The organism is Pseudomonas sp. GM25 (assembly GCF_000282255.1).
Classification (GTDB): Bacteria; Pseudomonadota; Gammaproteobacteria; order Pseudomonadales; family Pseudomonadaceae; genus Aquipseudomonas; species Aquipseudomonas aphyarum.
On sequence record NZ_AKJQ01000032.1, the window covers coordinates 55779 to 82016 of the forward strand.

Annotated in this window: 22 protein-coding genes; 10 read left to right on the forward strand and 12 right to left on the reverse strand. The window is 61.0% G+C overall.

The genetic code is table 11. The features are described from left to right. Positions 1-118: 118 nt before the first annotated feature. Positions 119-2170 carry a methionine--tRNA ligase gene (gene metG / locus PMI24_RS09485; RefSeq protein ID WP_007953213.1) on the reverse strand — a complete coding sequence of 684 codons (2052 nt, stop codon included), beginning with the start codon at positions 2168-2170 and terminating at the stop codon, positions 119-121. A gap of 155 nt (positions 2171-2325) precedes the next feature. Between metG and apbC the strand changes: the two genes are divergently transcribed. After that, a complete protein-coding gene (apbC, locus tag PMI24_RS09490; RefSeq protein WP_007953214.1) occupies positions 2326-3420 on the forward strand; it encodes an iron-sulfur cluster carrier protein ApbC in 1095 nt (364 codons plus the stop codon). 68 nt (positions 3421-3488) lie between these two features. Here the strand turns inward: apbC and PMI24_RS09495 are convergent, their stop codons facing one another. After that, positions 3489-4247 (reverse strand): SDR family oxidoreductase, encoded by a 759-nt coding sequence (locus tag PMI24_RS09495; protein WP_007953215.1) that lies wholly within the window; start codon positions 4245-4247, stop codon positions 3489-3491. Positions 4248-4407: 160 nt separating this feature from the next. Here PMI24_RS09495 and PMI24_RS09500 point away from each other — a divergent pair, with 160 nt between their 5' ends. From PMI24_RS09500 to groL, 4 genes are all read left to right on the forward strand, one after another. Continuing rightward, positions 4408-5139: a HugZ family pyridoxamine 5'-phosphate oxidase gene (locus PMI24_RS09500; protein WP_007953216.1), complete on the forward strand. Its 732-nt coding sequence runs from the start codon at positions 4408-4410 to the stop codon at positions 5137-5139. Between the two features lie 65 nt (positions 5140-5204). Then, positions 5205-5681 carry an FxsA family protein gene (locus PMI24_RS09505; protein WP_007953217.1) on the forward strand — a complete coding sequence of 159 codons (477 nt, stop codon included), beginning with the start codon at positions 5205-5207 and terminating at the stop codon, positions 5679-5681. 260 nt (positions 5682-5941) lie between these two features. Next, complete coding sequence (locus tag PMI24_RS09510; protein WP_003227685.1) at positions 5942-6235, forward strand: co-chaperone GroES; 294 nt, start codon at positions 5942-5944, stop codon at positions 6233-6235. Between the two features lie 49 nt (positions 6236-6284). Continuing rightward, positions 6285-7931, forward strand: coding sequence for a chaperonin GroEL (groL, locus tag PMI24_RS09515; RefSeq protein WP_007953220.1), 1647 nt, complete (start codon positions 6285-6287; stop codon positions 7929-7931). A 76-nt stretch (positions 7932-8007) separates the two neighbouring features. On the opposite strand, the gene PMI24_RS09520 is transcribed toward groL, so the two are convergent. Beyond that, positions 8008-8751 (reverse strand): phosphatase PAP2 family protein, encoded by a 744-nt coding sequence (locus tag PMI24_RS09520; protein WP_007953222.1) that lies wholly within the window; start codon positions 8749-8751, stop codon positions 8008-8010. Positions 8752-8969: 218 nt separating this feature from the next. On the opposite strand from PMI24_RS09520, the gene colR reads away from it, so the two are divergent. The 5 genes from colR to PMI24_RS09545 all read left to right on the forward strand — a co-directional run bounded on the left by colR (position 8970) and on the right by PMI24_RS09545 (position 12696). Next, positions 8970-9653 (forward strand): two-component system response regulator ColR, encoded by a 684-nt coding sequence (colR, locus tag PMI24_RS09525; RefSeq protein ID WP_007953224.1) that lies wholly within the window; start codon positions 8970-8972, stop codon positions 9651-9653. Beyond that, a complete protein-coding gene (locus PMI24_RS09530) occupies positions 9643-10917 on the forward strand; it encodes a sensor histidine kinase (RefSeq protein ID WP_007953226.1) in 1275 nt (424 codons plus the stop codon). The genes colR and PMI24_RS09530 overlap by 11 nt, the downstream gene beginning before the upstream one ends. A 162-nt stretch (positions 10918-11079) precedes the next feature. Beyond that, positions 11080-11748, forward strand: a complete 669-nt coding sequence (locus PMI24_RS09535; protein ID WP_007953228.1) for a class I SAM-dependent methyltransferase — start codon at positions 11080-11082, stop codon at positions 11746-11748. A gap of 4 nt (positions 11749-11752) precedes the next feature. After that, positions 11753-12466, forward strand: coding sequence for a lipopolysaccharide kinase InaA family protein (locus tag PMI24_RS09540; RefSeq protein ID WP_007953230.1), 714 nt, complete (start codon positions 11753-11755; stop codon positions 12464-12466). A 2-nt stretch (positions 12467-12468) separates the two neighbouring features. Then, positions 12469-12696 carry a hypothetical protein gene (locus PMI24_RS09545; protein WP_011335717.1) on the forward strand — a complete coding sequence of 76 codons (228 nt, stop codon included), beginning with the start codon at positions 12469-12471 and terminating at the stop codon, positions 12694-12696. An 84-nt stretch (positions 12697-12780) separates the two neighbouring features. Here PMI24_RS09545 and PMI24_RS09550 read toward each other — a convergent pair whose 3' ends face one another. From PMI24_RS09550 to PMI24_RS09590, 9 genes are all read right to left on the reverse strand, one after another. Beyond that, complete coding sequence (locus tag PMI24_RS09550; protein WP_007953231.1) at positions 12781-15810, reverse strand: multidrug efflux RND transporter permease subunit; 3030 nt, start codon at positions 15808-15810, stop codon at positions 12781-12783. Positions 15811-15823: 13 nt separating this feature from the next. After that, positions 15824-16972 (reverse strand): efflux RND transporter periplasmic adaptor subunit, encoded by a 1149-nt coding sequence (locus PMI24_RS09555; protein ID WP_007953239.1) that lies wholly within the window; start codon positions 16970-16972, stop codon positions 15824-15826. 147 nt (positions 16973-17119) lie between these two features. After that, a complete protein-coding gene (locus tag PMI24_RS09560; protein ID WP_007953242.1) occupies positions 17120-18220 on the reverse strand; it encodes a DUF1513 domain-containing protein in 1101 nt (366 codons plus the stop codon). Between the two features lie 14 nt (positions 18221-18234). Then, positions 18235-19299 carry an imelysin family protein gene (locus PMI24_RS09565; RefSeq protein WP_007953243.1) on the reverse strand — a complete coding sequence of 355 codons (1065 nt, stop codon included), beginning with the start codon at positions 19297-19299 and terminating at the stop codon, positions 18235-18237. Positions 19300-19325: 26 nt separating this feature from the next. After that, positions 19326-20753, reverse strand: coding sequence for a di-heme oxidoreductase family protein (locus PMI24_RS09570; RefSeq protein WP_007953244.1), 1428 nt, complete (start codon positions 20751-20753; stop codon positions 19326-19328). Positions 20754-20908: 155 nt separating this feature from the next. Beyond that, positions 20909-22255, reverse strand: a complete 1347-nt coding sequence (locus PMI24_RS09575) for an imelysin family protein (protein WP_007953245.1) — start codon at positions 22253-22255, stop codon at positions 20909-20911. Between the two features lie 196 nt (positions 22256-22451). Next, positions 22452-24503 (reverse strand): putative bifunctional diguanylate cyclase/phosphodiesterase, encoded by a 2052-nt coding sequence (locus PMI24_RS09580; RefSeq protein ID WP_007953246.1) that lies wholly within the window; start codon positions 24501-24503, stop codon positions 22452-22454. Positions 24504-24859: 356 nt separating this feature from the next. Further along, positions 24860-25456: a superoxide dismutase gene (locus PMI24_RS09585; RefSeq protein WP_003227660.1), complete on the reverse strand. Its 597-nt coding sequence runs from the start codon at positions 25454-25456 to the stop codon at positions 24860-24862. A 176-nt stretch (positions 25457-25632) separates the two neighbouring features. Beyond that, positions 25633-26235: a LysE/ArgO family amino acid transporter gene (locus PMI24_RS09590; protein WP_007953256.1), complete on the reverse strand. Its 603-nt coding sequence runs from the start codon at positions 26233-26235 to the stop codon at positions 25633-25635. Positions 26236-26238 lie beyond the last annotated feature (3 nt).

Here is a 26238-nt window from a genome sequence, read left to right on the forward strand (position 1 = left end):
GGAACGGGCGTGTGTCACTTAAGGTTAGGCATTATCCGGCAGCCGTGGAGGGCGGGCCAGATATGAAAAATCCCACAGGCGCACGGAGCACGCCTGTGGGATCTGTCAGGGCAGAACCTTACTTGATGCGCTGACCCGGCTTGGCGCCGCTGTCCGGGCTCAGCAGGTAGATTTCTTCACCGCCAGGGCCGGCCGCCATCACCATGCCTTCGGAGATGCCGAACTTCATTTTCCGTGGCTTGAGGTTGGCGATCATCATGGTCAGGCGACCGTCGAGCTTGGACGGATCCGGATAAGCGCTCTTGATCCCCGAGAACACATTGCGTTGCTCGTCACCGATATCCAGGGTCAGGCGCAGCAGCTTGTCCGCGCCTTCAACGTGTTCGGCCTTGACGATCAGCGCGACGCGCAGGTCGACGGCGGCGAAGGTGTCGAAGTCGATTTCCGGCGACAGCGGATCCTTGGCCAGTTCGCCATTGCCGGCAGGCGCGGCGGCGCCGGTGTCGGTCTGGCTGGCGGTCAGGTCTTCTTTCGAGGCGTCGGTCATGGCTTGCACTTTTACCGGGTCGATGCGGGTCATCAACGGCTTGAATTCGTTCAGCTGGTGGTTGGCCAGCAGGGTGGTGTGGTCGTTCCAGGTCAGCGGGGCGACGTTGAGGAACGCCTCGGCATCGGCGGCCAGCACTGGCAGCACCGGTTTGAGGAAGATCACCAGCTGGCGGAACAGGTTGATCGCCGTGGCGCAGACCGCCTGGACTTCATCCTGCTTGCCTTCCTGCTTGTTCAGCGACCATGGCGCCTTGTCGGCGATCCAGGCGTTGGCGCGGTCGGCCAAAGCCATGGTTTCGCGCATGGCACGAGCGAAGTCGCGGGCTTCATAGGCATCGGCAATGCTTGGCGCGGCGGCCAGGAACGCGTCGGTCAGTTCCAGTGCGGCGTTGGTGTCCACCAGCAGGCCGGCGTTGCCCTTCTGGATGAAACCGGCGCAACGGCTGGCGATATTGACCACTTTGCCGACCAGGTCGGAGTTGACCTTCTGCACGAAGTCTTCGAGGTTCAGGTCGAGGTCGTCCACGCCACGGCCCAGTTTGGCCGCGTAGTAGTAGCGCAGGTATTCCGGCGACAGGTGATCCAGGTAGGTACGGGCCTTGATGAAGGTGCCGCGGGACTTGGACATCTTCTGACCGTTGACGGTCAGGTAGCCGTGCACGTTGATCCCGGTCGGCTTGCGGAAACCCGCGCCTTCGAGCATTGCCGGCCAGAACAGGGCGTGGAAGTTGACGATGTCCTTGCCGATGAAGTGGTACAGCTCGGCGGTGGAGTCCTTGCCCCAGAACGCGTCGAAGTCCAGCTCCGGCGTGCGGTTGCAGAGGTTCTTGAAGCTGGCCATGTAGCCGATCGGCGCGTCCAGCCACACGTAGAAATATTTGCCTGGCTCGCCCGGGATCTCGAAGCCGAAGTACGGCGCATCGCGGGAGATGTCCCACTGTTGCAGGCCGGCGTCCAGCCATTCGGCGATCTTGTTGGCCACGGCATCCTGCAGGGTGCCGCTGCGGGTCCAGGCCTGCAGCATTTCCTGGAAGTCCGGCAGCTTGAAGAAGAAGTGCTGGGAATCCTTGAGCACCGGGGTAGCGCCGGAGATTGCCGACTTCGGATCCTTCAAGTCTGTCGGTGCGTAGGTCGCACCGCATTTTTCGCAGTTGTCGCCGTACTGGTCTTCAGTGCCGCATTTCGGGCAGGTGCCCTTGATGAAGCGGTCGGCCAGGAACATTTTCTTTTCCGGGTCGAAATACTGGGTGATCGAACGTTGGGCGATGTGCCCGGCGTCACGCAGCTTCAGGTAGATCTGGCTCGACAGCTCACGGTTTTCTTCGGCGTGAGTGGAGTGGAAGTTGTCGAAGTCCACCAGGAACTCGGCAAAGTCGGCGCTGTGTTCAGCCTGGACGTTGGCGATCAGTTGTTCCGGGGTGATGCCTTCCTTTTCCGCGCGCAGCATGATCGCCGAACCGTGGGCGTCGTCGGCGCAGACGTAAATGCACTGATTGCCACGATGCTTCTGGAAGCGCACCCACATATCGGTCTGGATGTATTCCAGCATATGGCCAAGGTGGATCGAACCGTTGGCGTAGGGCAGGGCGCTGGTGACGAGAATCTTGCGTGGTTCGGACATGTGGGGCTTCGCTACTTGATGAAACGGAGGTCGGCCACTATAAAGCGCCGGGAAAGATATTTCACCTCTGCAAATCGTTGCCGGACATGCCGTCCGGAGGACAGAAGGGGTAGGATACCCGCCATCTTTTCCCAGTCTTGTTATCGGAGTTGCCCATGAGTGCCGTCACTCGCGCAGCGGTGGAAGCCGTCCTCAGCCAATACACCGACCCTTACCTGAACCAGGATCCGGTCAGCGCCGGTTGCGTGCGCAGCATCGAAATCACCGGCGATCGGGTTAGCGTGCAGCTGGAAATCGGCTATGCCGCCGGTCTGTTCAAGAGCGGCTGGGCGCAATTGCTGCAACTGGCCATCGAAAACCTCGACGGCGTGGTGACTGCGAAGGTCGAGGTCAACAGCGTGATCGCCGCGCACAAGGCCCAGGCGCAGATTCCGGGGCTGGCCAACGTCAAGAACGTGGTCGCCGTGGCGTCGGGCAAGGGCGGTGTGGGCAAATCCACCACCGCCGCCAACCTGGCGCTGGCATTGGCTCGCGAAGGCGCGAAGGTCGGGATTCTCGACGCCGATATCTATGGCCCGAGCCAGGGCATCATGTTCGGCATCCCCGAGGGTACCCGTCCGCAGGTCAAGGATCAGAAATGGTTCGTGCCGCTGCAGGCCCACGGCGTGGAAGTAATGTCGATGGCGTTCCTGACCGACGACAACACGCCGATGGTCTGGCGCGGGCCGATGGTGTCCGGCGCGCTGCTGCAACTGGTGACGCAAACCGCTTGGGGCGACCTGGATTATCTGGTGATCGACATGCCGCCAGGCACCGGCGACATCCAGCTGACCCTGGCGCAGAAAGTCCCGGTGGCTGGCGCCGTGATCGTCACCACGCCGCAGGATCTGGCGCTGCTCGATGCGCGTAAAGGCGTGGAGATGTTCCGCAAGGTCAACATTCCGGTGCTGGGCGTGGTGGAAAACATGGCCGTGCACATCTGCTCGAACTGCGGTCATGCCGAGCATCTGTTCGGTGAGGGCGGTGGCGAGAAGCTGGCGACCCAGTTCGGCGTCGAGCTGCTGGCTTCGTTGCCGCTGTCGATGCTGATCCGCGAACAGGCCGATGGCGGCAAGCCGACGGTGATTTCCGAGCCGGACAGCCAGATCGCCATGGTCTATCAGGAACTGGCCCGTCACGTCGGCGCGCGGATCGTGTTGCAGGAAGCGGCCTCGCCGGCGATGCCGAATATCACCATCAGCGACGATTGATGCCTGTGGTTTAAACAAAAACGCCCCGGTGCCTGTGCACCGGGGCGTTTTTCATTGCGCGACAGAGGTCAGATGCGCAACCCGCCATCCATCTCCAGAATCCGGCCGGTGTAGTAGTCGTTCTCGAAGATGTAGGCCGCCGAATGGGCGATCTCTTCCGGCTTGCCCATGCGCTTGAGCGGAATGCCCGAGGTCATTTTTTCCAGCGCTTCGGGCTTCATGCCCAGGGTCATCTCGGTTTCGATGAAGCCCGGTGCGATGCCCGCCACGCGAATGCCGTAGCGCGCCAGTTCCTTGGCCCAGGTCACGGTCGCCGCAGCGACGCCGGCCTTGGCGGCGGAGTAGTTGGTCTGGCCGACGTTGCCCGCGCGGGAGATCGACGAGATGTTGATGATCGCGCCGCTGTTCTTCAGCTCGACCATTCTCGCCGCCACTTCACGGGTGCACAGAAACACGCCGGTCAGGTTGACGTCGATCACCGCCTGCCATTGGGCCAGGCTCATCTTGGTCATCTCGCCGTCCTTGACCTTGAGCAGCAGGCCGTCGCGCAGGATCCCGGCGTTGTTGATCAGGCCGTGGATCGCGCCGAAATCTTCGGCGACCTGGGCAACCATGTGCGTCACCTGCTCTTCATTGGCGACGTTGCACAGATAGCTGCGTGCCTCGACACCCTTGGCCTTGCAGGCCGCGACGGCATCATCGAGTTTTTCCTGGTTCAGGTCGACCAGCGCCAGCTTCGCGCCCTTGCCTGCGAAATACTCGGCCATCGAGCGGCCCAAGCCTTGGCAACCGCCAGTGATAATGATTACTTTGTCGTTGAGTTGCATTCGCATGCCCCCGAGAGCAGGTCAGAGTGGTCCTTATAGGTAGCCTCTCGATCTGCACCGGCCAGGGGCCTGTTGCACATGAGAACTGCCCGATGGCGTGTGGGACAAATCCCATGCGCCCGTCCGTTTTTTCGACGGATTCTATTTAAGGAGTCATAAATTGAGCGTTGAAGCGGCTAAGAATGCCCGAGAATTGCTTCTCAAGGAATACCGTGGCGTGCTGTCGACCCACTCCAAATCGATGCCCGGTTTTCCGTTTGGCTCCGTGGTTCCCTACTGCCTGGACGAGCAGGGCCAGCCGCTGATCCTGATCAGCCGCATCGCCCAGCACACCCATAACCTGCAGAAAGATCCGAAATGCTCGCTGCTGGTGGGTGAGCGCGAGGCCGACGATGTGCAAGCCGTTGGTCGCCTGACCTATCTGGCCGAGGCGGAAAAACTCGAAGACGCTGCCGCCATCGAAGCCGCCGCCGAGCGTTACTACCGTTATTTCCCCGATTCGCAGAATTACCACAAGGCTCACGATTTCGATTTCTGGGTGCTCAAGCCCGTGCGCCATCGTTACATCGGCGGCTTCGGCGCGATCCACTGGGTCGATCACCTGACCCTGGCCAACCCGTTCGCCGGCAAGGCCGAAATCAGCATGGTCGAGCACATGAACAGCGACCACGCCAAGGCTATCGCCCATTACGTCGACCTCGCCGGTCTGCCGAAAACCGTACCGGCGCAACTGGCCGGGATCGACACCGAAGGCATGCACCTGCGCATCGGGCAGGCGCTGTACTGGCTGCCGTTTCAAGCGCCTTGTCATACGCCGATACAAGTGCGCGAGGCCTTGGTTTCTCTGGCTCACGCCGAGGTCTGGCCAAAAAATGCGGTAGCCGACGCTTGAATTCACGAAAGGGCGACGTCATCTAAGGCTTACTGCAAGGCATTTCTTGCGTTGAGGAAACTTTGATGCGCCCTTTTTTGTTGCTCTTTCTGCTGTTCCCGGTGTTGGAGCTGTTCGTATTCGTCAAAGTGGCAGGATCGATCGGATTTTTCCCGGCCCTGCTGCTGATCATTCTCGGCTCGATGTTCGGCGTGTTCGTGCTGCGCGTCGCCGGGCTGGCCACCGCACTGCGTGCCCGTGAAAGCCTGAACCGCGGCGAACTGCCTGCGCAAACCATGCTCGAAGGCCTGATGCTGGCCCTGGCCGGTGGCCTGTTGATCCTGCCGGGCTTCATCAGCGATGTGGTCGGTCTGGTGCTGCTGTTGCCGTTCAGTCGTCGACTGGTCGCCAACAAGATGCGTCAGCGCGCCGAAGAACAGGCCATGCGCCAGCGAGCGTTCGCCGATGACCTGCAACCTCGCGGCGGTCCTGCACCGCGCCAGCCGCTGGGTCGCGAAGGTGATGTGATCGAAGGCGAATTCGAACACCGCGACACCAAGTAACGTCAGCATCGACACGGCACCTTCGGGTGCCGTGTTCGTTTGTGGGGCGAATTCATGCAATGTGCGTGAAAATTTTTTAGCCCCCGCCCTTGTAATAAGCTTATGCGCCCTTATGTATCGGTCACCGAAAGGTTTCCGACATTTTGAGTCGGACAGACTTCCGCGGTTCGCTCGACGAGCCGCAACCGGCGCAGGCCGGATTCGTTAAACCCGCCGGGACTACACCGGCCGATGAAAACCACAATTAGGAGAGATCGACAATGAAGCTTCGTCCTCTGCATGACCGCGTCGTTATCCGTCGCAGCGAAGAAGAAAAGAAAACCGCTGGCGGTATCGTCCTGCCAGGTTCGGCTGCTGAAAAAGCCAACCACGGTGTGATCGTCGCTGCAGGCCCAGGCAAGACTCTGGAAAACGGTGAAGTGCGTGCGCTGGCCGTTAAAGTCGGCGACAAGGTTGTGTTCGGTCCTTACTCCGGCAGCAACACTGTGAAAGTCGACGGCGAAGACCTGCTGGTAATGGCTGAGAACGAGATTCTCGCTGTACTGGAAGGCTGATTTCCCGCTCATTTTCCCGCTACTACAAAGTATTTAAGGAATATCGATCATGGCTGCTAAAGAAGTTAAATTCGGCGATTCCGCCCGCAAGAAAATGCTGGTTGGCGTAAACGTCCTGGCTGACGCGGTAAAAGCGACCCTGGGCCCGAAAGGCCGTAACGTGATCCTCGAGAAGAGCTTCGGCGCTCCGACCATCACCAAGGACGGCGTTTCCGTCGCCAAGGAAATCGAACTCGAAGACCGTTTCGAAAACATGGGCGCGCAGCTGGTCAAAGACGTTGCCTCCCGTGCCAACGATGACGCTGGTGACGGTACTACCACCGCTACCGTTCTGGCTCAGTCGATCGTCAACGAAGGCCTGAAAGCCGTCGCTGCCGGCATGAACCCGATGGACCTGAAGCGCGGTATCGACAAAGCGACCATCGCTATCGTCAAAGAACTGAAAGCCCTGTCCAAGCCATGCGCTGACACCAAGGCTATCGCTCAGGTAGGCACCATCTCCGCCAACTCCGACAACTCCATCGGCGACATCATTGCCGAAGCCATGGAAAAAGTCGGCAAAGAAGGCGTGATCACCGTTGAAGAAGGCTCGGGCCTGGAAAACGAACTGTCGGTTGTAGAAGGCATGCAGTTCGACCGTGGCTACCTGTCCCCGTACTTCGTCAACAAGCCGGACACCATGGTTGCCGAGCTGGAAGGCGCGCTGATCCTGCTGGTCGACAAGAAAATCTCGAACATCCGCGAAATGCTGCCAGTACTGGAAGCCGTTGCCAAAGCTGGCCGTCCACTGCTGATCGTTGCCGAAGACGTTGAAGGCGAAGCCCTGGCGACTCTGGTCGTGAACAACATGCGTGGCATCGTTAAAGTCGCAGCCGTCAAGGCTCCAGGCTTCGGCGACCGTCGCAAGGCCATGCTGCAGGACATCGCCGTTCTGACCGGCGGTACCGTTATCTCCGAAGAGATCGGCCTGAGCCTGGAAAGCACCACCCTGGAACACCTGGGTAGCGCCAAGCGCGTGACCCTGTCCAAGGAAAACACCATCATCGTTGACGGTGCTGGCGTTCAAGGCGACATCGAAGCCCGTATCGCTCAGATCCGTGCCCAGGTTGCCGAGACTTCCTCGGACTACGACCGTGAAAAACTGCAAGAGCGTCTGGCCAAGCTGTCCGGCGGCGTTGCAGTGATCAAGGTTGGCGCCGGTTCCGAAGTTGAAATGAAAGAGAAGAAAGCCCGCGTTGAAGACGCCCTGCACGCAACCCGCGCAGCCGTTGAAGAAGGCGTGGTACCTGGCGGTGGCGTTGCGCTGATCCGCGCTCTGGAAGCCCTGACCGAACTGAAAGGCGACAACGCTGACCAGAACGTCGGTATCGCTGTACTGCGTCGCGCTGTTGAAGCGCCGCTGCGCCAGATCGTTGCCAACTCCGGCGACGAGCCAAGCGTGGTTGTCGACAAGGTCAAGAACGGCGAAGGCAGCTTCGGCTACAACGCTGCTACCGGCGAATACGGCGACATGATCGAAATGGGCATCCTGGACCCAACCAAGGTAACCCGTTCGGCTCTGCAAGCTGCAGCCTCCATCGGCGGTCTGATCCTGACCACCGAAGCTGCTGTTGCTGACGCACCGAAGAAAGAAGGTGCAGCTGGCGGCGGTATGCCAGACATGGGCGGCATGGGTGGCATGGGCGGCATGATGTAAGCCAGCCTTACCCCTGTAACGAAAAACCCCGTCTGCGAGAGCAGACGGGGTTTTTTATTGCCCGCGTTTCAGAGTTTCAGACGTTGACCGGACGGGCCTGCGTGTTTGTTTCAGCCTTGACTGCCGGGCGATACAAAACCCAGTAATACGAGCCCAGACAGATCAGCCAGCAGAAGATCGCCGTCCACACATTGTGGGAGAAGAAGTGCGCGCCCTGCATCATCCGGCTGATCGAAAACACCGAACCCAGCGCAAAGGCGAAGATGAACGCCTGACGGGCCAGCCGTGGGCGACGGTCACGCAGCACGAAGAACAGCGCAAACAAGGTAAAACCGGTGGCCGCATGACCACCCGGCCAGCAACGACCGGGCTTGTCGGTCGGCGGGCGATGATCCAGCAGTTTGCTGTAGGTTTCGTGGCCGCCGAACTGTTCGAGACTCCATGGACATTGCACCGCTGTCACCGCTTTCACCGGCGTGACAAACGAGGTGGCCAGACCCAGCGACAACACCAGACAGCCCAGCTCACGCTTGAACGGTTTGAGCCGATCGATGAAAAACGCGCCGATGAACCCGAGGATGGCAAACACCGAAAAGGCGATCACCACTTGTTTGGCGCGGTCGTGGAGGATGTCCTCGAGGAAGTAACTGTGCCGGCCGATGAAGTCGCCCGCGACCGGATCGTAAAACAGCCGGGCCAGATCCATGTCCAGATCGGTCAGCTCCAACAAAACCAGAATGAGGGCCGCGACGGCGGGAATGCCCAGGCAAAGCCATACATTCAAAGGCCTTGAAGCAGGGCGGGCAGAGATCGAAACCATGGCAATTCCTTCATCGGTAAGGTCTTCAAAGAAGCACAACCGCGTGAGTCTGCGCCCGGTTCTGTCGGCGATTTGTCGGCCGCTCGTGAAAAACTCGTCAAGTCCGGCGATCCGTGCAATTAAGTCAAATCAACCCACCCGGCGCCTAGCCGTGAGCCACACTTGGCCGTAAGCTGCGCGGGCCAAGACGGCCGTTACTGTGTACGTAGGAGGTGCCCATGCGAATTCTATTGGTCGAAGACAACCGCGATATCCTGGCCAATCTGGCCGATTACCTGGGGCTCAAAGGCTATACCGTCGATTGCGCCCAGGACGGTCTGTCGGGCCTGCATCTGGCCGCCACCGAGCATTACGACCTGATCGTGCTCGACATCATGCTGCCGGGCATTGACGGCTACACCCTGTGCAAGCGCCTGCGCGAAGACGCTCGTCGCGATACGCCGGTGATCATGCTCACCGCGCGCGATCAACTCGATGACCGCTTGCAGGGCTTCAAGTCCGGGGCCGACGATTACCTGGTCAAGCCGTTCGCGCTGTCGGAACTGGCGGCCCGGGTTGAAGCCGTGATGCGTCGCACCCAGGGCGGCGGTCGACGTGCCCTGCAGGTCGGCGATCTGAGCTACGACCTCGATACCCTCGAAGTGACCCGCGAAGGCAAATTGCTCAAGCTCAATCCGGTCGGCCTCAAACTGCTGGCGGTGCTGATGCAAAAGAGCCCGCATGTCCTGCGTCGGGAAATTCTTGAAGAAGCGCTGTGGGGCGATGACTGCCCGGACAGCGACAGCCTGCGCAGCCATGTCCACCAATTGCGTCAGGTGATCGACAAACCATTCGCCAAGCCATTGCTGCACACCGTGCACGGCGTGGGTTACCGCCTGGCCGAGGGCCGCGATGGAGTTTAAGCAAAGCCTTGCCCAGCGGATCATCATCGCCTTTGCGCTGATGAGTGCGCTGGTGGCCGGGGCGTTTGCGATGGGCATCGTCGCGACCGTGCACCTGGTCGAGGAAAAACTGATTTCCGCCGGGCTGGGCGGGGATCTGCAACGCCTGCTGTTGATGGACAACGTCTCGGACTGGAGCCATCGGCCGGAGCCGGATCAGCTGTTCTACTTCAGCGGCGGGCCGGGCGATTTCGAGTTGCCCAAGGACCTGCGGCACCTGGATTCGGGTTTCCATGAAGTCTTTCGCGAGCAGCTGTCGTACCACGCGATGGTCGAGGTGGTCGACGGTCGCCGCTATGTGCTGCTGCAGGATCAAAGCGATTTCGAAGAACGCGAGCGCGTGCTGTTCGCCGTGGTGCTGGTGGGCTTCGTCCTCAGTCTGGCGCTGGCGGTGTTCCTCGGCTGGGTGCTGGCGCGCAAGGTGATGGCCCCGGTGGTGCGTCTTGCCCGCCAGGTACGCCATCGCGACCAGTTGCTCGGGCTGGCGCCTCCACTGGCGCCGGACTACGCGGCAGACGAGGTGGGCGAACTGGCGGTGGCGTTCGACGCTACGCTCGGGCGCCTGCGTCAGGCGCTGACGCGGGAGCGGCTGTTCACCAGCGACGTCAGCCACGAGTTGCGTACACCGCTGATGGTGTTGGCCAGCTCTTGTGAACTGTTGCTGGAAAATCCGGGTATCGATCAGCGCGGCAAGGCCCAGGTTCAGCGCATTGCGCGAGCCAGTGAGGAGATGCGCGAGCTGGTGCAGACCTTCCTGATGCTCGCCCGTGCCCAGCGCGAAGACGCAGGCGCTGCCCCTCGGCACACCCTCGCGCAGGTGGCTGACAGCTTGCTTTGCCTGTGGCGCGAGCCTATCGAGTCCAAAGGCTTGCAGCTGATTTTCGAACCGGGCAACCCGCCCGACACTCGTTATAACGCGACGCTGCTCAATGCAGTGATGGGCAACCTGCTGCGTAACGCCTTGCACTATACGGAGCAGGGGTTTATTCGCCTGACGCTCAATGAGAACGGTTTTGTGGTCGAGGATTCGGGCGTGGGCATTCCCGAGGAAAAACGCGAAGCCATGTTCCAGCCGTTTGTGCGCGGCAACGAAAAGCGCGGCGAGGGGCTTGGATTGGGCTTGTCGCTGGTTCAGCGCATTTGTGAGAACGAAGGCTGGAGCGTCACGTTGAGCACGATGGAACCCAATGGCTGCCGTTTCGAGGTCGATCTGGGCAAGCGCTGAAGATCAGCCGGTTGAAAAGGGTACTCCCGCCAACCTGTCTAATTCCTGTATAACCTTGAAATAGTTTGCCGATTTACATGACGTTTTTTTCACAAAGGGATGACCTGACGCTGACACGCCGCTGCTTAAGGTGGCGTCATCAGTAATTCAGGAGTCCTGGTGATGGCCGGCCCGATCAAACTCGATTTTTCCGAAAAGTACGACGACAACCATGCGCAGAAATACCTGCGTAAACACCAGGACGGTCTGGGGCGTCGTTTGTCCAACTGGCGGGATCAGCAGTTGGCCCGCAAGGCGTTGACCCTCGTTGGTGAGCCGGGACTGGTGCTCGACCTGCCATGCGGCGCAGGACGTTTCTGGCCATTGCTGGCGGAAAAGCCCAATCGGGTGATCATCGGAGCGGACAACTCCGAGTCGATGATCAAGACCGCCATGCAGGCGCAACCGGCAGATGTGGTGAAACGGGTACAACCCTTGCACACGTCTGCGTTCGACATTGCCTTGCCTGATAACGCCGTCGACAGCATTTTCTGCATGCGACTGCTGCATCACATCGGCGAAGCCGAGCACCGCCGGGCGATTCTGCGTGAGTTCGAGCGTGTCACCCGGGACAGCGTGATCATTTCGCTGTGGGTGGACGGCAATTTCAAGGCCTGGAAACGCAAACGCGCCGAGCAAAAGCGTGGCCAGGAGGGTTACCAGAACCGGTTTGTGTTACCGGCCGCAACAGTTGAAAAGGAATTCGAAGAGGCAGGATTCCGGATCCAGGAACAACTGGACTTTATTCCGCTCTATGCCATGTGGCGAGTTTACGTATTACGCAAGAGGTAAGAGGATGGCAGTGCAATTTGCAGCAGAAGCGGAAGTCGCTCCCGAGGATCGCTTCGACTACTACTGGAACCAGCGTGGTGAATGGGTCGAGGAACCCAATGTGCGCCGTGGTGGCGAAAGTGGTGTGCAACGAGTCAAGGGGCGCGATGGCCAGCTGCTGTATGCCAAACGCCAGACCGGACATATCTATCGCAGCTGGCGGCATCCGTTCGGACGTCCGACCGTATTGCGCGAGCTGGATGCATTGACCGGGGTTTCACGTCTCGGTGTCCGGGTGCCCGAAATTGTGTTCTGCGGTGCCCAGCCAGATCCAGAATTCAAGTGGCGTGCACTGTTGGTGACCAAATCGCTCGATGGCTTTCAGGAGCTTGAGCATTGGGAAGCCGGCGGCGGCCGCGAGCAGTATGGCGAAGCTGTCTATGAGCGCGTGCTCAAGGACCTCGCCGAAAACCTGGCGCGCATGCACAAGGGCCGTTGGCAGCACAGCTGCATCTACATCAAGCACGTGTTTGTGCGGGTGGCGGGCGAAGGTGAATCGGCCAAGGTCGAAGTCGCCCTGATCGATCTGGAAAAATGCCGTCAGCGTCTGACCGCTCATCGCGCGGCCGCCCATGACATGAAGCAATTGCGCCGCCACTCGTCGTTCAGCGCGACAGACTGGAAAAAACTCGTCTACTTTTATGAGACGGCGTTTGGCAGCGCTATCAAAGGTTTATAGCGATGAAACTAGAAATTGCTCGAGGTTTGTTTCTGGTAGGAGCCTTGGCAGTTGCATCATTGGCGGTGGCGGCCTGGGAACAGCCACGCATGCAGGTGATCGGCGCCTCGGCGAGCGACCCGCATTGCCCGATGCCACGGGTGGCGAAAGCCGCCGTGGCCACACAACCCGATCATGATCTTTTGCTGTTCATGTTCGGACTTTCTCAAGGGATGAGGCCGCAGAGTTGAATCGATTGAAATCTCTTTCTACAAGAGCCAAAGGCCTCGCTGATGCGAGGCCTTTTTTATTGCGCCATGGCTTTTTTTACTGCGTCATGCCTTGGGATCGGGTTTCGCCAGCACGGTGTAAACGCACGGCAGGACAAACAGCGTAAACAATGTCCCGATCGACATCCCCGTGGCAATCACCGTCCCGATGTCGAAACGGCTGACCGCCCCGGCGCCGGTAGCCACGATCAGCGGCACCATGCCGAAGACCATCGCCGCGGTGGTCATCAACACCGGGCGCAGGCGAATCGCTGCCGCTTCCTCCACCGCCTCACGGGGTGTCAGGCCCTTTTCCTTGCGTAACTGGTTGGCGAACTCGACGATCAGGATCCCGTGCTTGCTGATCAGCCCGATCAGTGTCACCAGCCCGACCTGGGTGTAGATGTTCATGCTCGACCAGCCGAGGAACAACGGAATCAGCGCCCCGCAGATCGACAACGGCACGGTCACCAGAATCACCAGCGGGTCGCGGAAGCTCTCGAACTGCGCCGCCAGCACCAGGAAAATGATCGCCAGCGCCAGCGCGAAGGTTACCCACAGTGCGCTGCCTTCCTGGACGAACTGTCGCGATGCGCCGCCGTAATCGAAGGCAAACCCGGCCGGAGCTTCTTCCCGGGCGATCTGCAACACGCTGTCGATGGCTTCGCCCATGCTCACCAGCGGGAACCCGGACAGCTTGGCCGCGTTGAGCTGCTGGAACTGGTTGAGCTGTCGCGGTCGCGCGCGGTCGGTCACGGTGATCAGGGTCGACAGCGGCAGCAGTTCGCCCTGGGTGTTTTTCACGTAGTAATTGTTCAGCCAGTCCGGGTTATCGCGGTAGGCCCGTTCGACCTGGGCGATGACTTTGTAGCTGCGGCCTTCGATGGTGAACCGGTTGATCTCGGCTTCGCCCAGCAGGGTGGCGAGGGTGCCGCCCAGATCCTGCATCGACACGCCCATCTGCGCAGCTTTGGCGCGGTCGATGTCGACCACCACTTCGGGTTTGTCGAAAGCCAGGTCGAGGTCGACGAAGGCGAACTTGCCTGACTCCATGGCGCGCTTCTTGATCCGGTCGGCCACTTGCAGCAACAGCTCGTAGTCATTGGCGGTGTTGATCACGAACTCGAATGGCAGGCCCTCGCCTGTGCCGGGCAGCGATGGCAGGTTGAAACCGAAGATCTGCAGGCCCGGAATGCCCTCGAGTCTGCCCTGCACCTCGGGGAGGATTTCCATTTGCGTGCGGCTGCGCTCGTTCCACGGCTTGAGCAGGAAACCGCCGATGCCGCTCTGCACACCGTTGTAGCCGTTGATCTGGAACGAAGAGTAGTACTCCGGGAACTCCTTGAAGATCTTGATGAACTCGTCGGTGTAAGTGTTCAGGTAATCGAGGTTGGTCGGCTGCGGGGCGTTGGCCATCATGAAGATGATGCCCTGGTCTTCGTCCGGTGCCAGTTCCGACTTGGTGAACTTGAGCAGCACCGGAATCAGGCACAGCACGATCACCGCAAACACCAGCACCACCGGCCGGGTATTGAGCGTGCCGTGCAGCATGCTCTGATAGCGACGCTTGAGGCTGTCGAAGATCCGGTCAAGGCGATGGGCCAGGCCCGTGGGGTTTTCGTCGTGGCGCAGCAGCACGGCACACATCATTGGCGACAGGGTCAGGGCAACGACGCCGGAGATCACCACCGCCCCGGCCAGGGTCAACGCAAACTCCTTGAACAGTGCCCCGGTCAGCCCGGTCAGGAAACCGATCGGTGCGTACACCGCCGCCAAGGTGATGGTCATTGACACCACCGGCATGGCGATTTCCCGGGCACCTTCGAGCGCGGCCTCCATTGGTGTCTTGCCTTCCTCGATGTGCCGGTGGATGTTTTCCACCACCACAATCGCGTCGTCGACCACCAGCCCGATGGCCAGCACCATCGCCAGCAGTGTCAGCAGGTTGATCGAGTAGCCCATCATCTGCATGAAGAACATCACGCCGATCATCGACAGCGGAATGGTCACCACCGGAATGACCACTGAACGCAGGGCACCGAGGAACAGGAACACCACCACGATCACGATCAGCACCGCCTCGAACAGCGTTTTCACCACTTCGTCGATGGAGGCCTGGATGAACAGCGTGGCGTCGTAGGCGATCTCGCTCTTGAGGTTGGGCGGCAGCTGGGCTTCCAGCTCCGGCATGATCTTGCGCACTTCCTTGATCACTTCCAGCGGGTTGGCGCCGGGCGTGGCCTTGATCCCGATGTACACCGAGGGCGTGCCGCCGAACGAACTGATCGAGTTGTAGTTTTCCGCACCCATCTCGACCCGTGCCACATCGCTGAGCAACACCCGGCTGTCACCGCTGACCTTGAGCGGGATCTTGCCGAAGGCTTCGGCGGACTTCAGTTCGGTGTTGGCATTGATGCTGGTGACCACGTACTCACCTTTCACTTCGCCGGCGGCGGAGAGGAAGTTGTACTGGCGCACCGCGTTGGTCACGTCGCTGGCGCTGAGGCCGAAACCAGCGAGTTTCACCGGGTCGATCCACAGGCGCATGGCGAACACCTGGTTGCCGAGAATCTCCGCCTCGGCCATGCCCGGCAGGGTCGCCAGTTTCGGCTGGATCACCCGTGACAGATAGTCGGTGATCTGAGGGTTGTTCAGCTCCTTGCTGAAGAAGCTGATGTACATCAGCGCCGAGGCGTCGGCGGCTTCCTTGCTCAGCACCGGATCCTCGGCGTCCTGAGGCAGTTTGTTCTTCACCTCGTTGGCCTTGGCCAGCAGTTCGGTGAACAAACGGTCGCTGTTGGAGCCGATACGCGCGTAGATCGAAATCACCGAGAAGTTCTGGCGACTGACCGAGGTCATGTAGTCGATGCCCTCGGCGCTGGCCAGGCTCTGTTGCATCGGCTGGGTGATGTAGCCCTGGATGGTTTCGGCGTTGGCCCCGGGGTACGCGGTGGTCACCGTGATCAGGGCGTTTTCCATTTGCGGATACTGGCGCAGCGGCAGCTTGCTCCAGGCCTGGAAGCCCAGCAGCACAATCAGCAGGCTGACCACGGTGGCGAGCACCGGGCGGCGGATGAACGGATCGGTAAAAGCCATGGGGTTTCCTTGATCAGTCGGCGCGGGGCGGACTGTTCTGCTCGCCGAGGGTCTTGTCGTCGCTGATGGCAATGTGGGCGCCGTTGTCCAGTTTGATCTGGCCGGCCGTCACCACCTGTTCGCCGCTCTGCACGCCCTTGCTGATCATCACCTGGCCATCGCGGCGTTCGCCGGTCTCGACGAACCGACGCTCGGCGATCAGCACAGGCTGGCCCTTGTCGTCCTTTTCGACGGAGCCGTCTTCGGCTTTCTTCTGGGTGACCACGTACGTCGAGTTGCCGTAGAGGGTGTAGGTGATCGCGCTTTCCGGGACCACGATGTGTTTCTGCGGATCCGGCAGCAGCACCTCGATACTGGTGAACATGCCCGGCAGCAACTTGCCGTCGGGGTTGGCCAGGGTGGCGCGCACCAGAATGTTACGGGTGGTGCTTTCGACGATCGGGTTGATCGCGGTAATGGCGCCGGTGAAGCTCTGGCCGGGGTACGCCGCGACCGTGATCTGTACCGGCTGACCGATGGCCAGTTTCGGCACCGACTGTTCGGGCACGTAGAAGTCGGCGTAGAGGCTGCTCAGATCCTGCAGGGTGGCGATCTTGGTGCCGCTGGCGAGGTAGTCGCCGATGTCCACGAGGCGGATGCCGATGGTGCCGCTGAAGGGCGCGACGATGCGTTTTTTCGCCAGCGCCGCATTGAGTTGATTGACCGTGGCCTTGTTCTTTTGCAGCTGCGCCGAGAGCCGGTCGAACTCGCCTTTGGAGATGGCGCTGCTGCCGACGAGCTGGCTGCCGCGACCGTAATCCAGCTGTGCGAGGCCGAGATCGGCCTTGGCGGTTTCGAGGAAGGCGGCTTCGACGGCGCTGTCCAGTTGCAGCAAGGGCTGGCCGGCCTTGACCTTCTGCCCCGATTCGAACTTCAGCTCGGTGACGGTGCCGGCGTTCTCCAGACTCAGGTCGACGCCTTGCAGCGCCTTCAGCGTGCCGACGGTGGGCAGACGCATCTGCCACGGGCGCTCGACGGCCGTGGCCACGGCGACGCTGATCGGCGGCTTCGGCTTGGAAAAGCCCTGGATCATCGTATAGATCGAGAAGGCCTTGTAACCGGCGAGAAGCAGAACGATCAGCAGTACAACACCCAACATGATCAGCATGCGGCGACGCAGCATATTTCCAGTTCCTTGGAGAAAATCAGGCGAGACAGGCGGGCACATTACCCCGAGTCCGGCAGGGATTCCAACTGCCAGTTTTTACCGGGTGTAAGGGAAGAAGGTGGAGGAAAGCGGGGCCGCCGACCGAACGGTCGGCGGCGAATTTCAGGCCATCAGATGAAGATGGTTGTCCCAGAGCCCTGCGGGCAAATCCAGCGGTTTGGCCAGCAGATCGTCCTGGCGGCAATCGTAGTAGCGGCAACGTCCCTGACCGGAGGTCACGACAAACCCGTCCTTCACCGCACCGACGCCGGCGCAGTCGGGCAACGGGGCGTCGAGGCGCACTTCGCCGCTGTCCAGGTCCCAGATGAAGAAGCGGTTGCCGCGCGGTGCGGTCAGTGCCACCAGACGCAGGTCGCTGTGTACGGCGACGCTGGCGGTGTAATGACCCATCGACTGCAACTGATGCTCCGGCACCGGGAACGCTACGAATGGCTGGCCGGGACGTTTGATCGCCAGCAGCTCCGAGCGCTCGTGGGAAGGCCCCATGAATTGCTGGCCGGCGACGATGGTGCCGTCGCTGGCGATCCCCAGGTGGCGCACGCTGTTCATCTGCTGGGCGAGGGTTTCCTTGCTCAGCAGGGTGCCATCGCGCTGCATCAGCACCAGGCTTGGTTCCATGGCGTCGAGGTTCATGTCGACCCGGCTTTCGGCCTCGGTGCGGATGCCGCCATTGGCCACCACCAGGGTTTCACCGTCGGGCATCCACGACACCTGATGCGGGCCGAGACCGTGGGTGGAGATCTCGCCGCTGTGCACCAGCCGTTCGCCTTCGAATTTGTACACCCCGAGCAGGCCTCGGCCCGGATCGGTGGTGTCGTTTTCGGTGGCGTACAGGTAGTCGCCACTGTGGTGGATCACCGCATGTCCGTAGAAATGCCGGTTCGGCTGCGACGTCACGGTTTGCAGCAATGCACCGTTGCGCAGGTCGATCAGGTAGCTCTCGGTGCCCGGCCGGCGGGCGACGAACAGCGCGATCGGAAGCGTTGGGTGATTGATGATGTCGTGGCAGCGCTGGCCGACTTCGGTGGCAAACACCTGGGTGCCATCCAGCCGATAGCCGACGGCGTAATGTTTGCCGTCGGTGTCGTCCCGTGCCGACAACAGCAGCGGGCTTTGGTCCTTGCGTTTGAACAGCGTCCAGCCGCCCAGTGTCACTGCTCCCAGCAGCAAACTACCTAAAGTCAGAGCCTGGCGTCGCAGCATGGCACGTGCCCTCATCAGTCACCGTCGTTGGCGTTGAAGCCCAGTTGAATGCCCAGCGCCTTGGCCAGCTCGCCTTCGTGCAGGCGGTGGACGACGTTGAGGCTGTCGTAGATGTCGTTGAGCTGCTGGCGACCGGCGTCATCGTTGAGCATTTCAGTCAGCGAGCGCTGAGTGCTGCCGAACAGTTTGAGCGACGCCGCGTAGGCTGCATCGATCTTGTCCGCCAGCGGCTTTTGCTCGGCCGGCAACAAGCCGCGCAGGCCTTTGTTGTCGACGCCTTCCCAGACAGTTTTGGCCGCTGCGAGGCTGGCTTCCAGCGACTCCATGGACGACTGGCTGCGCCATGCATCAGCCTGGAACGGCTGAGGCACGCCCTTGCTTTGACGGCCCATCGGTGTGCCGAGTTTTTTCTTCAGGGTGTCGAGGGCGGTGACCTGTACCCGCAGCAGATCGGCGATCGCTTCGTGGGAGTCGGCGTAGCGCTGGTTCGGGAACTTGCTCATCTGCGCGAGCATGCCGTCGGTGTTGTTCCAGCTGCTGAGAATCTCTTCGGCCAGTTGTTTCTGACGCTCGCCGATGGCCACCAGCAGTGGGCAGTACTTGGCTTTCTGCGCGTCGTTGGCGACGTCAGGCTTGGCGTCGAACAGGATGTACTCGTAAGCGGACAGGCCTTGAACCACGACGCTGGACTTGGCCAGTGCGGCGGCATCGATCTGCGGCTGCGCGGTGACCAGTTGCTCGACCTGACGGCCAACCAGGTTTTTCTTGTCCGGCCAGAACTGCACCTGCCACGAACGATTGCCCTCGGCCAGCGGGCCGATCAGCAGCGGTTGCAACTCGGCCCAGGCTTTCTGCGCGTGCAGGAAGTCGGCGCGGGCAGTGTCCAGCGACTCTTTGCCCTGGCAGTAGGCGAGGGCGCTGACGGCCAGTTGCTTGTCGGCTTCGACCCAGCGGGTGTAGGTCGGCAGGATCACCGATTTGGCGATGGCCGCCGAGGTGACGGCTTGCGGATCCTGCGGCGAGCACGCGCCGAGGGCCAGTGCGGCAAGGCTGGTGAACAACAGCTTGGGACGGAACATGTCGGGCTCCCGATTCTTTTAAGTGTTTAAAGTGAGTTCAAGAACGCCAGCAGCGCGGCACGCTGCTCGGCGTTGAAAGACAAAACCTGTTGCTGCGCTGCCTTCGCTTCGCCGCCGTGCCAGAGCACGGCTTCGAGCAGGTTGCGGGCGCGGCCGTCATGCAGAAACTGGGTGTGGCCGCTGACCGCCTGCGTCAGGCCGATGCCCCACAGCGGCGGGGTGCGCCAGTCGCGGCCGGAGGCCTGGAATTCAGTGCGGTTGTCCGCCAGACCTTCGCCCATGTCGTGCAGCAGCAGATCGCTGTACGGGCGAATCACTTGATTGGCCAGTTCAGGTTCGGCCGCGTTGGCGGCGGTGGTGTATTTCGGTGTGTGACAGGACTGGCAACCCGCCTGGAAAAACAGATTCTTGCCGGCCAGCACTTGCGCATCGTTGACCCCACGGCGGGCGGGAACGGCGAGGTTGCGGCTGTAGAACAGCACCAGGCGCAGGATGTTGTCGCTGACTTCCGGTCCGCCGTCCGGGCCATTGCCGTTCGGCGCCTGTTTGCAGGCGGTTTGCGCGTTGGTGCAGTCATCAAACGGTCTCAGGCTAGTCGTGAGGCCCATATCACCAGAAAACGCGTGAACATTTTGTTGATTGAGGTTCGGCTGGCCGGCTTTCCAGCCAAATCGGCCCATGACGGTCTTTTGCTGCTCATCGTCCCAGACCCGGTTTGGCCGGCCGTTGATGCCGTTGTTTTCTTTGGCCTGCGCGGCGGCGTTGGCGAGGATCGCTTCTTCCGGGATCGCTTCGAGCAGGCCCAGGCCGATCATCGGCGGCGCAACGCGGGCCGAGAAACGTGTGTCCGGGTGCATCGGGCCGTAGCCGAGCTGGGTGATCTGCAAGACTGGTTTACGCAGCTCGACCTCGGTGCCGTCCTTGAAGCGGACCGGCACCGGCGTGTAATCGACCCGCACCTTGCCTTCCGGCGCGACGCCGGGGACGGCCATGTCCTGGAACTGGCCGCCGTAGACCGGCTCCGGCACCACGCCCACCTGTTCGATGACCTTGGCATAGGCCGGCGAATCGGGAATCGACAGGCGCACCAACATCGACACCGCGTTGGCCGCGTCCGGAGTCGGTGGATGGCCGCGGCCGTCCTTGATGTGGCAGTTCTGGCAGGCGTTGGTGTTGAACAGCGGGCCGAGGCCATCGCGGGCGGTGGTGGTCGACGGCGCGATCACCCACGGGCTGCGAAAGAAACTGTTGCCTACGCTGAAGTCCACTCGCCGCGACGGTGGCAGATTGGCGGACGGCAGGGAAAACGCGTTCTGATCGCTCTTGCGCACGGTCGCCGCGCCGCCGGAACGAGCCTCACCCGGCTCGGCCTTGGTGAAACGCGGGGCGTCATCGCAGGCACTCAGGCCCAGGGCCAGAAACAGTGCGGACAAGCGAAGAGGCAGCGAGGGCATCAGACTTCCTGCAAGAGGGGCGAATTTAAAGGCGCAAAGTCTAACAGGGCGAGGGGGTTTGAATAAGAGGAATTATCGTTTGCTTGATGCACGTCAGGCCAGCCAGAACGAAAAAGGCGACCCGAAGGTCGCCTTTTTTAACGCGGACGCTGTGATCAGAACTCGTGATCGGCGTTGTCCGGGTTCAGGTCGCTGATGCCCAGTTTGCCGGCAGCGGCTTCGATCGAACCGGTCTGCTTGACCAGCGAAGCGATGGCGTCACGGACGATCTGGTTGCCGGCGGTGTTGCCGGCCGCGATCAACTGGTCGTAGTGCTCACCCTTGTTGGCGTGATCGACCATGACCTGGATCTTGGCTTCGGTGGCGGCCAGATCGGCTTTCAGCGCGGTGTCGGCAGCCGGATCAACCTTGGCCACCAGCGACGACAGGCTGGCGCCGGTCATTTTGGTGCCGTCGACGCGGGTGTACTCGCCCAGGTACACGTTACGAATGCCCTTGGCATCGTAGAAGTGCGAGTTGTGGGTGTTGTCGCTGAAGCAGTCCTGTTCGTCTTCCGGGGAGTTCGCCTCCAGGGACACCTTCATGCGCTCGCCGGCCAGTTCGCCCAGGGACAGGCTGCCCATGCCGAACAGCATTTTGCGCAGGCCGCTTTCAGCCGGTTCGGCTTCCAGGGTGGCGCGGTAGTTGTCGGCCACGTTCGGCTTCCAGTTGCCGACCATTTCTTCCAGGTCGCTGACCAGCAGTTGGGTCACGGCTTTCAGGTAGGCACGACGACGATCGTTGTGACCGCCGGTGGCGCCGGCGCCTTCCAGGTAGTCCGACGCAGGACGGTTGCCGGCGCCAGGGCCGGTGCCGTTCAGGTCCTGGCCCCAGAGCAGGAATTCGATGGCGTGGTAGCCGGTGGCAACGTTGGCTTCGGAGCCGCCCAGCTCGTTCAGGCTGGCGAGTTTTTCCGGGGTGATGTCCTTGACGTCGACCTTGTCTTCGCCGACCTGTACTTCGGTGTTGGCGATGATGTTGGCGGTGGCGCCGGGGTTGCCCAGTGCGTGTTCGTAGGACTTGTCGACGTAGTCGATCAGGCCTTCGTCCAGAGGCCAGGCGTTCACCTGACCTTCCCAGTCGTCGATGATGGTGTTGCCGAAGCGGAACACTTCGCTCTGCAGGTAAGGAACGCGAGCGGCAACCCAGGCAGCCTTGGCGGCTTTCAGGGTGTCGGCGTTCGGCTTGGCGAGGAACGCGTCGATGGCGGTTTGCAGGGTTTTCGCGGTGGATTCGGCATCGCTGTAAACGGCGAAGACCATGTCGGCGTAGTGCGAGACAACGGCTTTGCCGGCGGCCTCGTCGACTTTACCGGCAGCAGCAGGCGCAGCCGGTGCAGCGGTGCTCGCAGCCGGAGTCGGCGCAGGAGCGGCGGCCTTTTCTTTGTCTTTACCTTCGCCGCAACCGGCGAGGGAAATAGCGATGGCCAGCAGACTGGCGGTAGCCAGAGGCATACGAATCATGGCGAACATCCTGCTTCGGTAATTGAGTGGACAGGCGCGGGGGTGCGCAAAAGCTGCGACATAATGCAAATCTTTCGCATTATGTGTAAAGGGTTGTAGCTGGAAATATTTCCTATTTGCGCGGGGTTTGCGCTGGATCAACAGCGTAGACCACGCCCGGCGGATCAAGGGCTTTGCCGGGCTTCGCAGGGAGATTTCAGAGGATGGCCGCGTTGCTGCGCTGGGCCTGCTTGAGATAAACGCTCAGCTCGCGCGCCGGCAGCGGTTTGCTGTAGTGGTAACCCTGACCTTCGTGGCAGCCTTCGGAGATGATGTAGGTTTCCTGTTCGGCGGTTTCCACGCCCTCGGCGATCACCTGCATGCCCAGGCTCTTGCCCAGTTGAATGATGGCGCGAACGATGGTCGCGTCATCGTCGTCATCCAGCAGGTCCTGGACGAAGCTCTTGTCGATCTTGATCTTGTCCAGCGGCAGACTCTTGAGATAACTCAGTGAGGAGTAGCCGGTGCCGAAGTCGTCGATGGCGATCAGTGCGCCGGAGCGGCGCAGGCTCAGCAGGTGCTGGGCGGCGGTGCTGATGTCTTCCATCAGGCCGGTTTCGGTGACTTCCAGCTCCAGGCTCCGCGGTGGCAGGCGGTACATCTGCAACAGGTTATTGACCACCCGCGGCAGTTCGGCGTGGTGCAGTTGCACGGTGGACAGGTTGACCGCCATGCGCAGATCGACGAAGCCCTGATCGTGCCAGTCGCGCAGTTGCTTGCAGGCCTGATCCAGCACCCATTCGCCGATGGCGATGATGGTGCCGTTCTGCTCGGCCAGCGGGATGAACAGGTCCGGCGGCACCAGACCGTGTTCCGGATGTTGCCAGCGGATCAATGCCTCGACCCCGACCACGCGATGATCGCGGTAGCTGATCTGCGGCTGATAGACGAGGTAGAACTGATCGCGCAGCAAGGCGTCGCGCAGGTCTTTTTCCAGTTCGCGGCGGCGGCGCATCTCGCTGTCGACGCTGGCGATGTAGAACTGATAGCGGTTGCGCGAGCGAGTCTTGGCCAGGGTCATGGTCTGCTCGGCCTTCTGCAACAGCTTCTCGGTGCTGTCGCCATCCTCCGGGAACAGGGTGATGCCGATGGTCGCGCGCAGACGGATTTCCTGATGATCGAGGGCGAACGGCGCTTCCAGGTCATCGAGAATGCTTTGCGCCAGTTCCGCCGCTTCGTAAGGCTGTTCGATATCGGCCTGCACCAGCGCGAACTGGTCACCGCCGAGACGGGCGAGGGCGCCGAGGCGACCGCTGTGGGCGCGCAGCCGGTCGGCGAGTGCCAGCAACAACTGGTCGCCGGTCTGGTAGCTGAACTGTTCGTTGATGCCTTTGAAATCATCCAGCCCGACACACAACACCGCAACCCGGCGTTGCAGCTTGCCGGCATCCACCAGAATCTTGTCCAGTTGCTGCTGCAATTGCTGGCGGTTCGGCAGGCCGGTGAGGAAGTCGTACTGGGCCATGCGCAACAGGCTGTTTTCCGCTTCGTGGCGCAGGTGGGTGTTGCGCTCGATGGATTCGAGCAACTGGTTGGCGGTGTTGATCCAGATACCGAGTTCGTTTTTTTCGTGACCCTTGAGCTGCGGAATCTTGTGTTCGCTGGGGCGGTCCGGGTTGATCTCGGTGAGGTGTTCGATGATCCGCGACAGCGGTTTGGTCAACAGCCAGTGATAGACCAGGTACAGCACCAGGCCCATGGCCAAAGCGCGTAACACGCCGGAAATGAAGATGATCACCGAGCTGACGATGAACCCCTGCCCGTAGGTGGCGGTGTCGAGGGTGATGCTCAGGTCGCCGTAATATTCGCTGTACGGTCCGCGTCCCACCAGTTGGGTGGTGAACGTGCGCTCCTGGCCGAGGATCAGGTCGGTCAGCCAGCGGCTGTTGGAATGCTGCAGCTCACGCGACTTTTGCGCGAGCATCGCTTCGTTGGGATGGCCGATGGAGGCCTGGCGCACGGCGTCGTCCTGGAACAGGCCTTCGATCACCTGCATGCCCATCTCCCGGTCCAGGCTGTAGACCGCCTGGGTAGAGGGGTCGCGGAACATGTCGAGGATGCGTTCGGCATCGCCGGCGACGGCCTGGCGTGTTTTATAGGCATCGAAAACGATCTGCGCGCAGCTCAAGACCACGCCGACGATCAATGCCGACAGGAGCACGACCCGGAGCAACTTCACCGACAAGCTGTTCTTGAGTTCCAGCTTCAAAGGGTTATTCCTTGTTCCGTGCGGGTAGCGTCAAGTTGCCATGAGTATTGGCAATCCCGTGTTGGCAGTCAAAGGGACAATCGAGCCGCGGAAAATTTGTCCGTGGCCTTGGCCGAAATGCTGCTGTCTGGAGTATTTGCCCTATTTGTACTGTGTCGGTAGTTTTGGCCTCCAACTTGAGGGGCGTCGGACAATTTTTCCTCTTTTGATGGTAGTTCGCCGTGGCTTGGGAGCAAGGCGAGAAGGGCTGCTTTGCGTGTGGGAAAAGGCCCTGTTTGTGATGGGACGCACCCACGATGATTTCTGCGGGCAGAAAAAAACCCGGCAATAGCCGGGTTTTTTGTCTGGCGTGCAGCTTAAGCGGTGAAGGTCTTGCCTTCGAACTGCTCGGCCACGAACTTCCAGTTGACCAGGTTCCAGAACGCCTCGACGTACTTAGGACGCAGGTTACGGTAGTCGATGTAGTAAGCGTGTTCCCACACGTCGCAGGTCAGCAGCGGGGTGTCGCCGCTGGTCAGCGGGTTGCCGGCGCCGATGGTGCTGGCCAGGGCCAGGGAACCGTCAGCCTTTTTCACCAGCCAGCCCCAGCCGGAACCGAAGGTGCCGATCGAGGTTTTGCTGAACTCTTCCTTGAACTTGTCGAACGAACCGAAAGCCGCGTTGATGGCTTCAGCCAGTGCGCCGGTTGGTTGACCGCCGGCGTTTGGCGCCAGGCAGTTCCAGTAGAAGGTGTGGTTCCAGACCTGAGCGGCGTTGTTGAAGATGCCGCCCGAGGAAGTCTTGACGATTTCTTCCAGGGTCTTGCCTTCGAACTCGGTGCCTGGCACCAGGTTGTTCAGGTTCACGACGTAGGTGTTGTGGTGCTTGTCGTGGTGGAATTCCAGGGTTTCCTTGGAAATGTGCGGCTGCAGGGCATCGTGTGCGTAAGGCAGCGGCGGCAATTCGAAAGCCATGATGATTCTCCTAATCAGGTCTGTTGCGGTGAGCGCAAGGCCGATCACGGGCGGCCAGAAATGCGCCGGCGAGTTTTTACTCTTTGCGGCGCAGGGTTCGGATCATAGCACCGGGGGTGCGGCTTAACCACGCAACAACTGTGTGGGATAGAGGTTCCAGAGCCTTTTGGAATATTTCAGGAAGCCAATATCAATTGCCCCGCCACCGTGAACATCATCACCGCCACCAACAGATCGAGAATCCGCCACGTACTCGGCCGTGCCAGCCACGGTGCGAGCCATGCCGCGCCGAACGCCAGGGTGAAGAACCACAGCAGCGAAGCACTCGCCGCGCCGACCACATAAGCGCCGGGCACCGATTGCTGCGCACCGAGAGAACCAATCAGCAAAACGGTGTCGAGATAGACGTGCGGGTTGAGCAGCGTCACCGCCAGTGCGCTGAGCATCACCGCCCGCAGCGAACGTACGGTCTGGTTTTCACCCTGCTGCAAACTCTGTTTCGAGAAGGCCCGGCGCAACGCCTGGCTGCCGTACCAGATCAGGAACACCGCGCCGCCCCAGCGGGCAACCGCCAGCAACGTCGGGTTCTGCGCCAGCACCGTGGCCAGACCGAACACTCCTGCCGCCACCAGCAACGCATCGCAGGCGACACACAGCGCCGCGACCGGCAGGTGATGTTCACGCCGCAAACTCTGCGCCAGGACAAAGGCATTCTGGGTGCCGATCGCCATGATCAGCCCGAACGCCACCAGCAAACCGTTGGTATAGCTTTGCCACATGAC

Coding starts and splice junctions, on each gene's coding strand:
- PMI24_RS09560 (WP_007953242.1), bottom strand. CDS start 18,220: ATGCTGCGACGCCAGGCTCTGACTTTAGGTAGTTTGCTGCTGGGAGCA.
- PMI24_RS09540 (WP_007953230.1), top strand. CDS start 11,753: ATGGCAGTGCAATTTGCAGCAGAAGCGGAAGTCGCTCCCGAGGATCGC.
- PMI24_RS09535 (WP_007953228.1), top strand. CDS start 11,080: ATGGCCGGCCCGATCAAACTCGATTTTTCCGAAAAGTACGACGACAAC.
- PMI24_RS09575 (WP_007953245.1), bottom strand. CDS start 22,255: ATGATTCGTATGCCTCTGGCTACCGCCAGTCTGCTGGCCATCGCTATT.
- PMI24_RS09555 (WP_007953239.1), bottom strand. CDS start 16,972: ATGCTGCGTCGCCGCATGCTGATCATGTTGGGTGTTGTACTGCTGATC.
- PMI24_RS09585 (WP_003227660.1), bottom strand. CDS start 25,456: ATGGCTTTCGAATTGCCGCCGCTGCCTTACGCACACGATGCCCTGCAG.
- PMI24_RS09505 (WP_007953217.1), top strand. CDS start 5,205: ATGCGCCCTTTTTTGTTGCTCTTTCTGCTGTTCCCGGTGTTGGAGCTG.
- PMI24_RS09565 (WP_007953243.1), bottom strand. CDS start 19,299: ATGTTCCGTCCCAAGCTGTTGTTCACCAGCCTTGCCGCACTGGCCCTC.
- PMI24_RS09510 (WP_003227685.1), top strand. CDS start 5,942: ATGAAGCTTCGTCCTCTGCATGACCGCGTCGTTATCCGTCGCAGCGAA.
- PMI24_RS09590 (WP_007953256.1), bottom strand. CDS start 26,235: ATGTGGCAAAGCTATACCAACGGTTTGCTGGTGGCGTTCGGGCTGATC.
- groL (WP_007953220.1), top strand. CDS start 6,285: ATGGCTGCTAAAGAAGTTAAATTCGGCGATTCCGCCCGCAAGAAAATG.
- apbC (WP_007953214.1), top strand. CDS start 2,326: ATGAGTGCCGTCACTCGCGCAGCGGTGGAAGCCGTCCTCAGCCAATAC.
- PMI24_RS09495 (WP_007953215.1), bottom strand. CDS start 4,247: ATGCAACTCAACGACAAAGTAATCATTATCACTGGCGGTTGCCAAGGC.
- PMI24_RS09520 (WP_007953222.1), bottom strand. CDS start 8,751: ATGGTTTCGATCTCTGCCCGCCCTGCTTCAAGGCCTTTGAATGTATGG.
- PMI24_RS09550 (WP_007953231.1), bottom strand. CDS start 15,810: ATGGCTTTTACCGATCCGTTCATCCGCCGCCCGGTGCTCGCCACCGTG.
- PMI24_RS09545 (WP_011335717.1), top strand. CDS start 12,469: ATGAAACTAGAAATTGCTCGAGGTTTGTTTCTGGTAGGAGCCTTGGCA.
- metG (WP_007953213.1), bottom strand. CDS start 2,170: ATGTCCGAACCACGCAAGATTCTCGTCACCAGCGCCCTGCCCTACGCC.
- colR (WP_007953224.1), top strand. CDS start 8,970: ATGCGAATTCTATTGGTCGAAGACAACCGCGATATCCTGGCCAATCTG.
- PMI24_RS09570 (WP_007953244.1), bottom strand. CDS start 20,753: ATGCCCTCGCTGCCTCTTCGCTTGTCCGCACTGTTTCTGGCCCTGGGC.
- PMI24_RS09530 (WP_007953226.1), top strand. CDS start 9,643: ATGGAGTTTAAGCAAAGCCTTGCCCAGCGGATCATCATCGCCTTTGCG.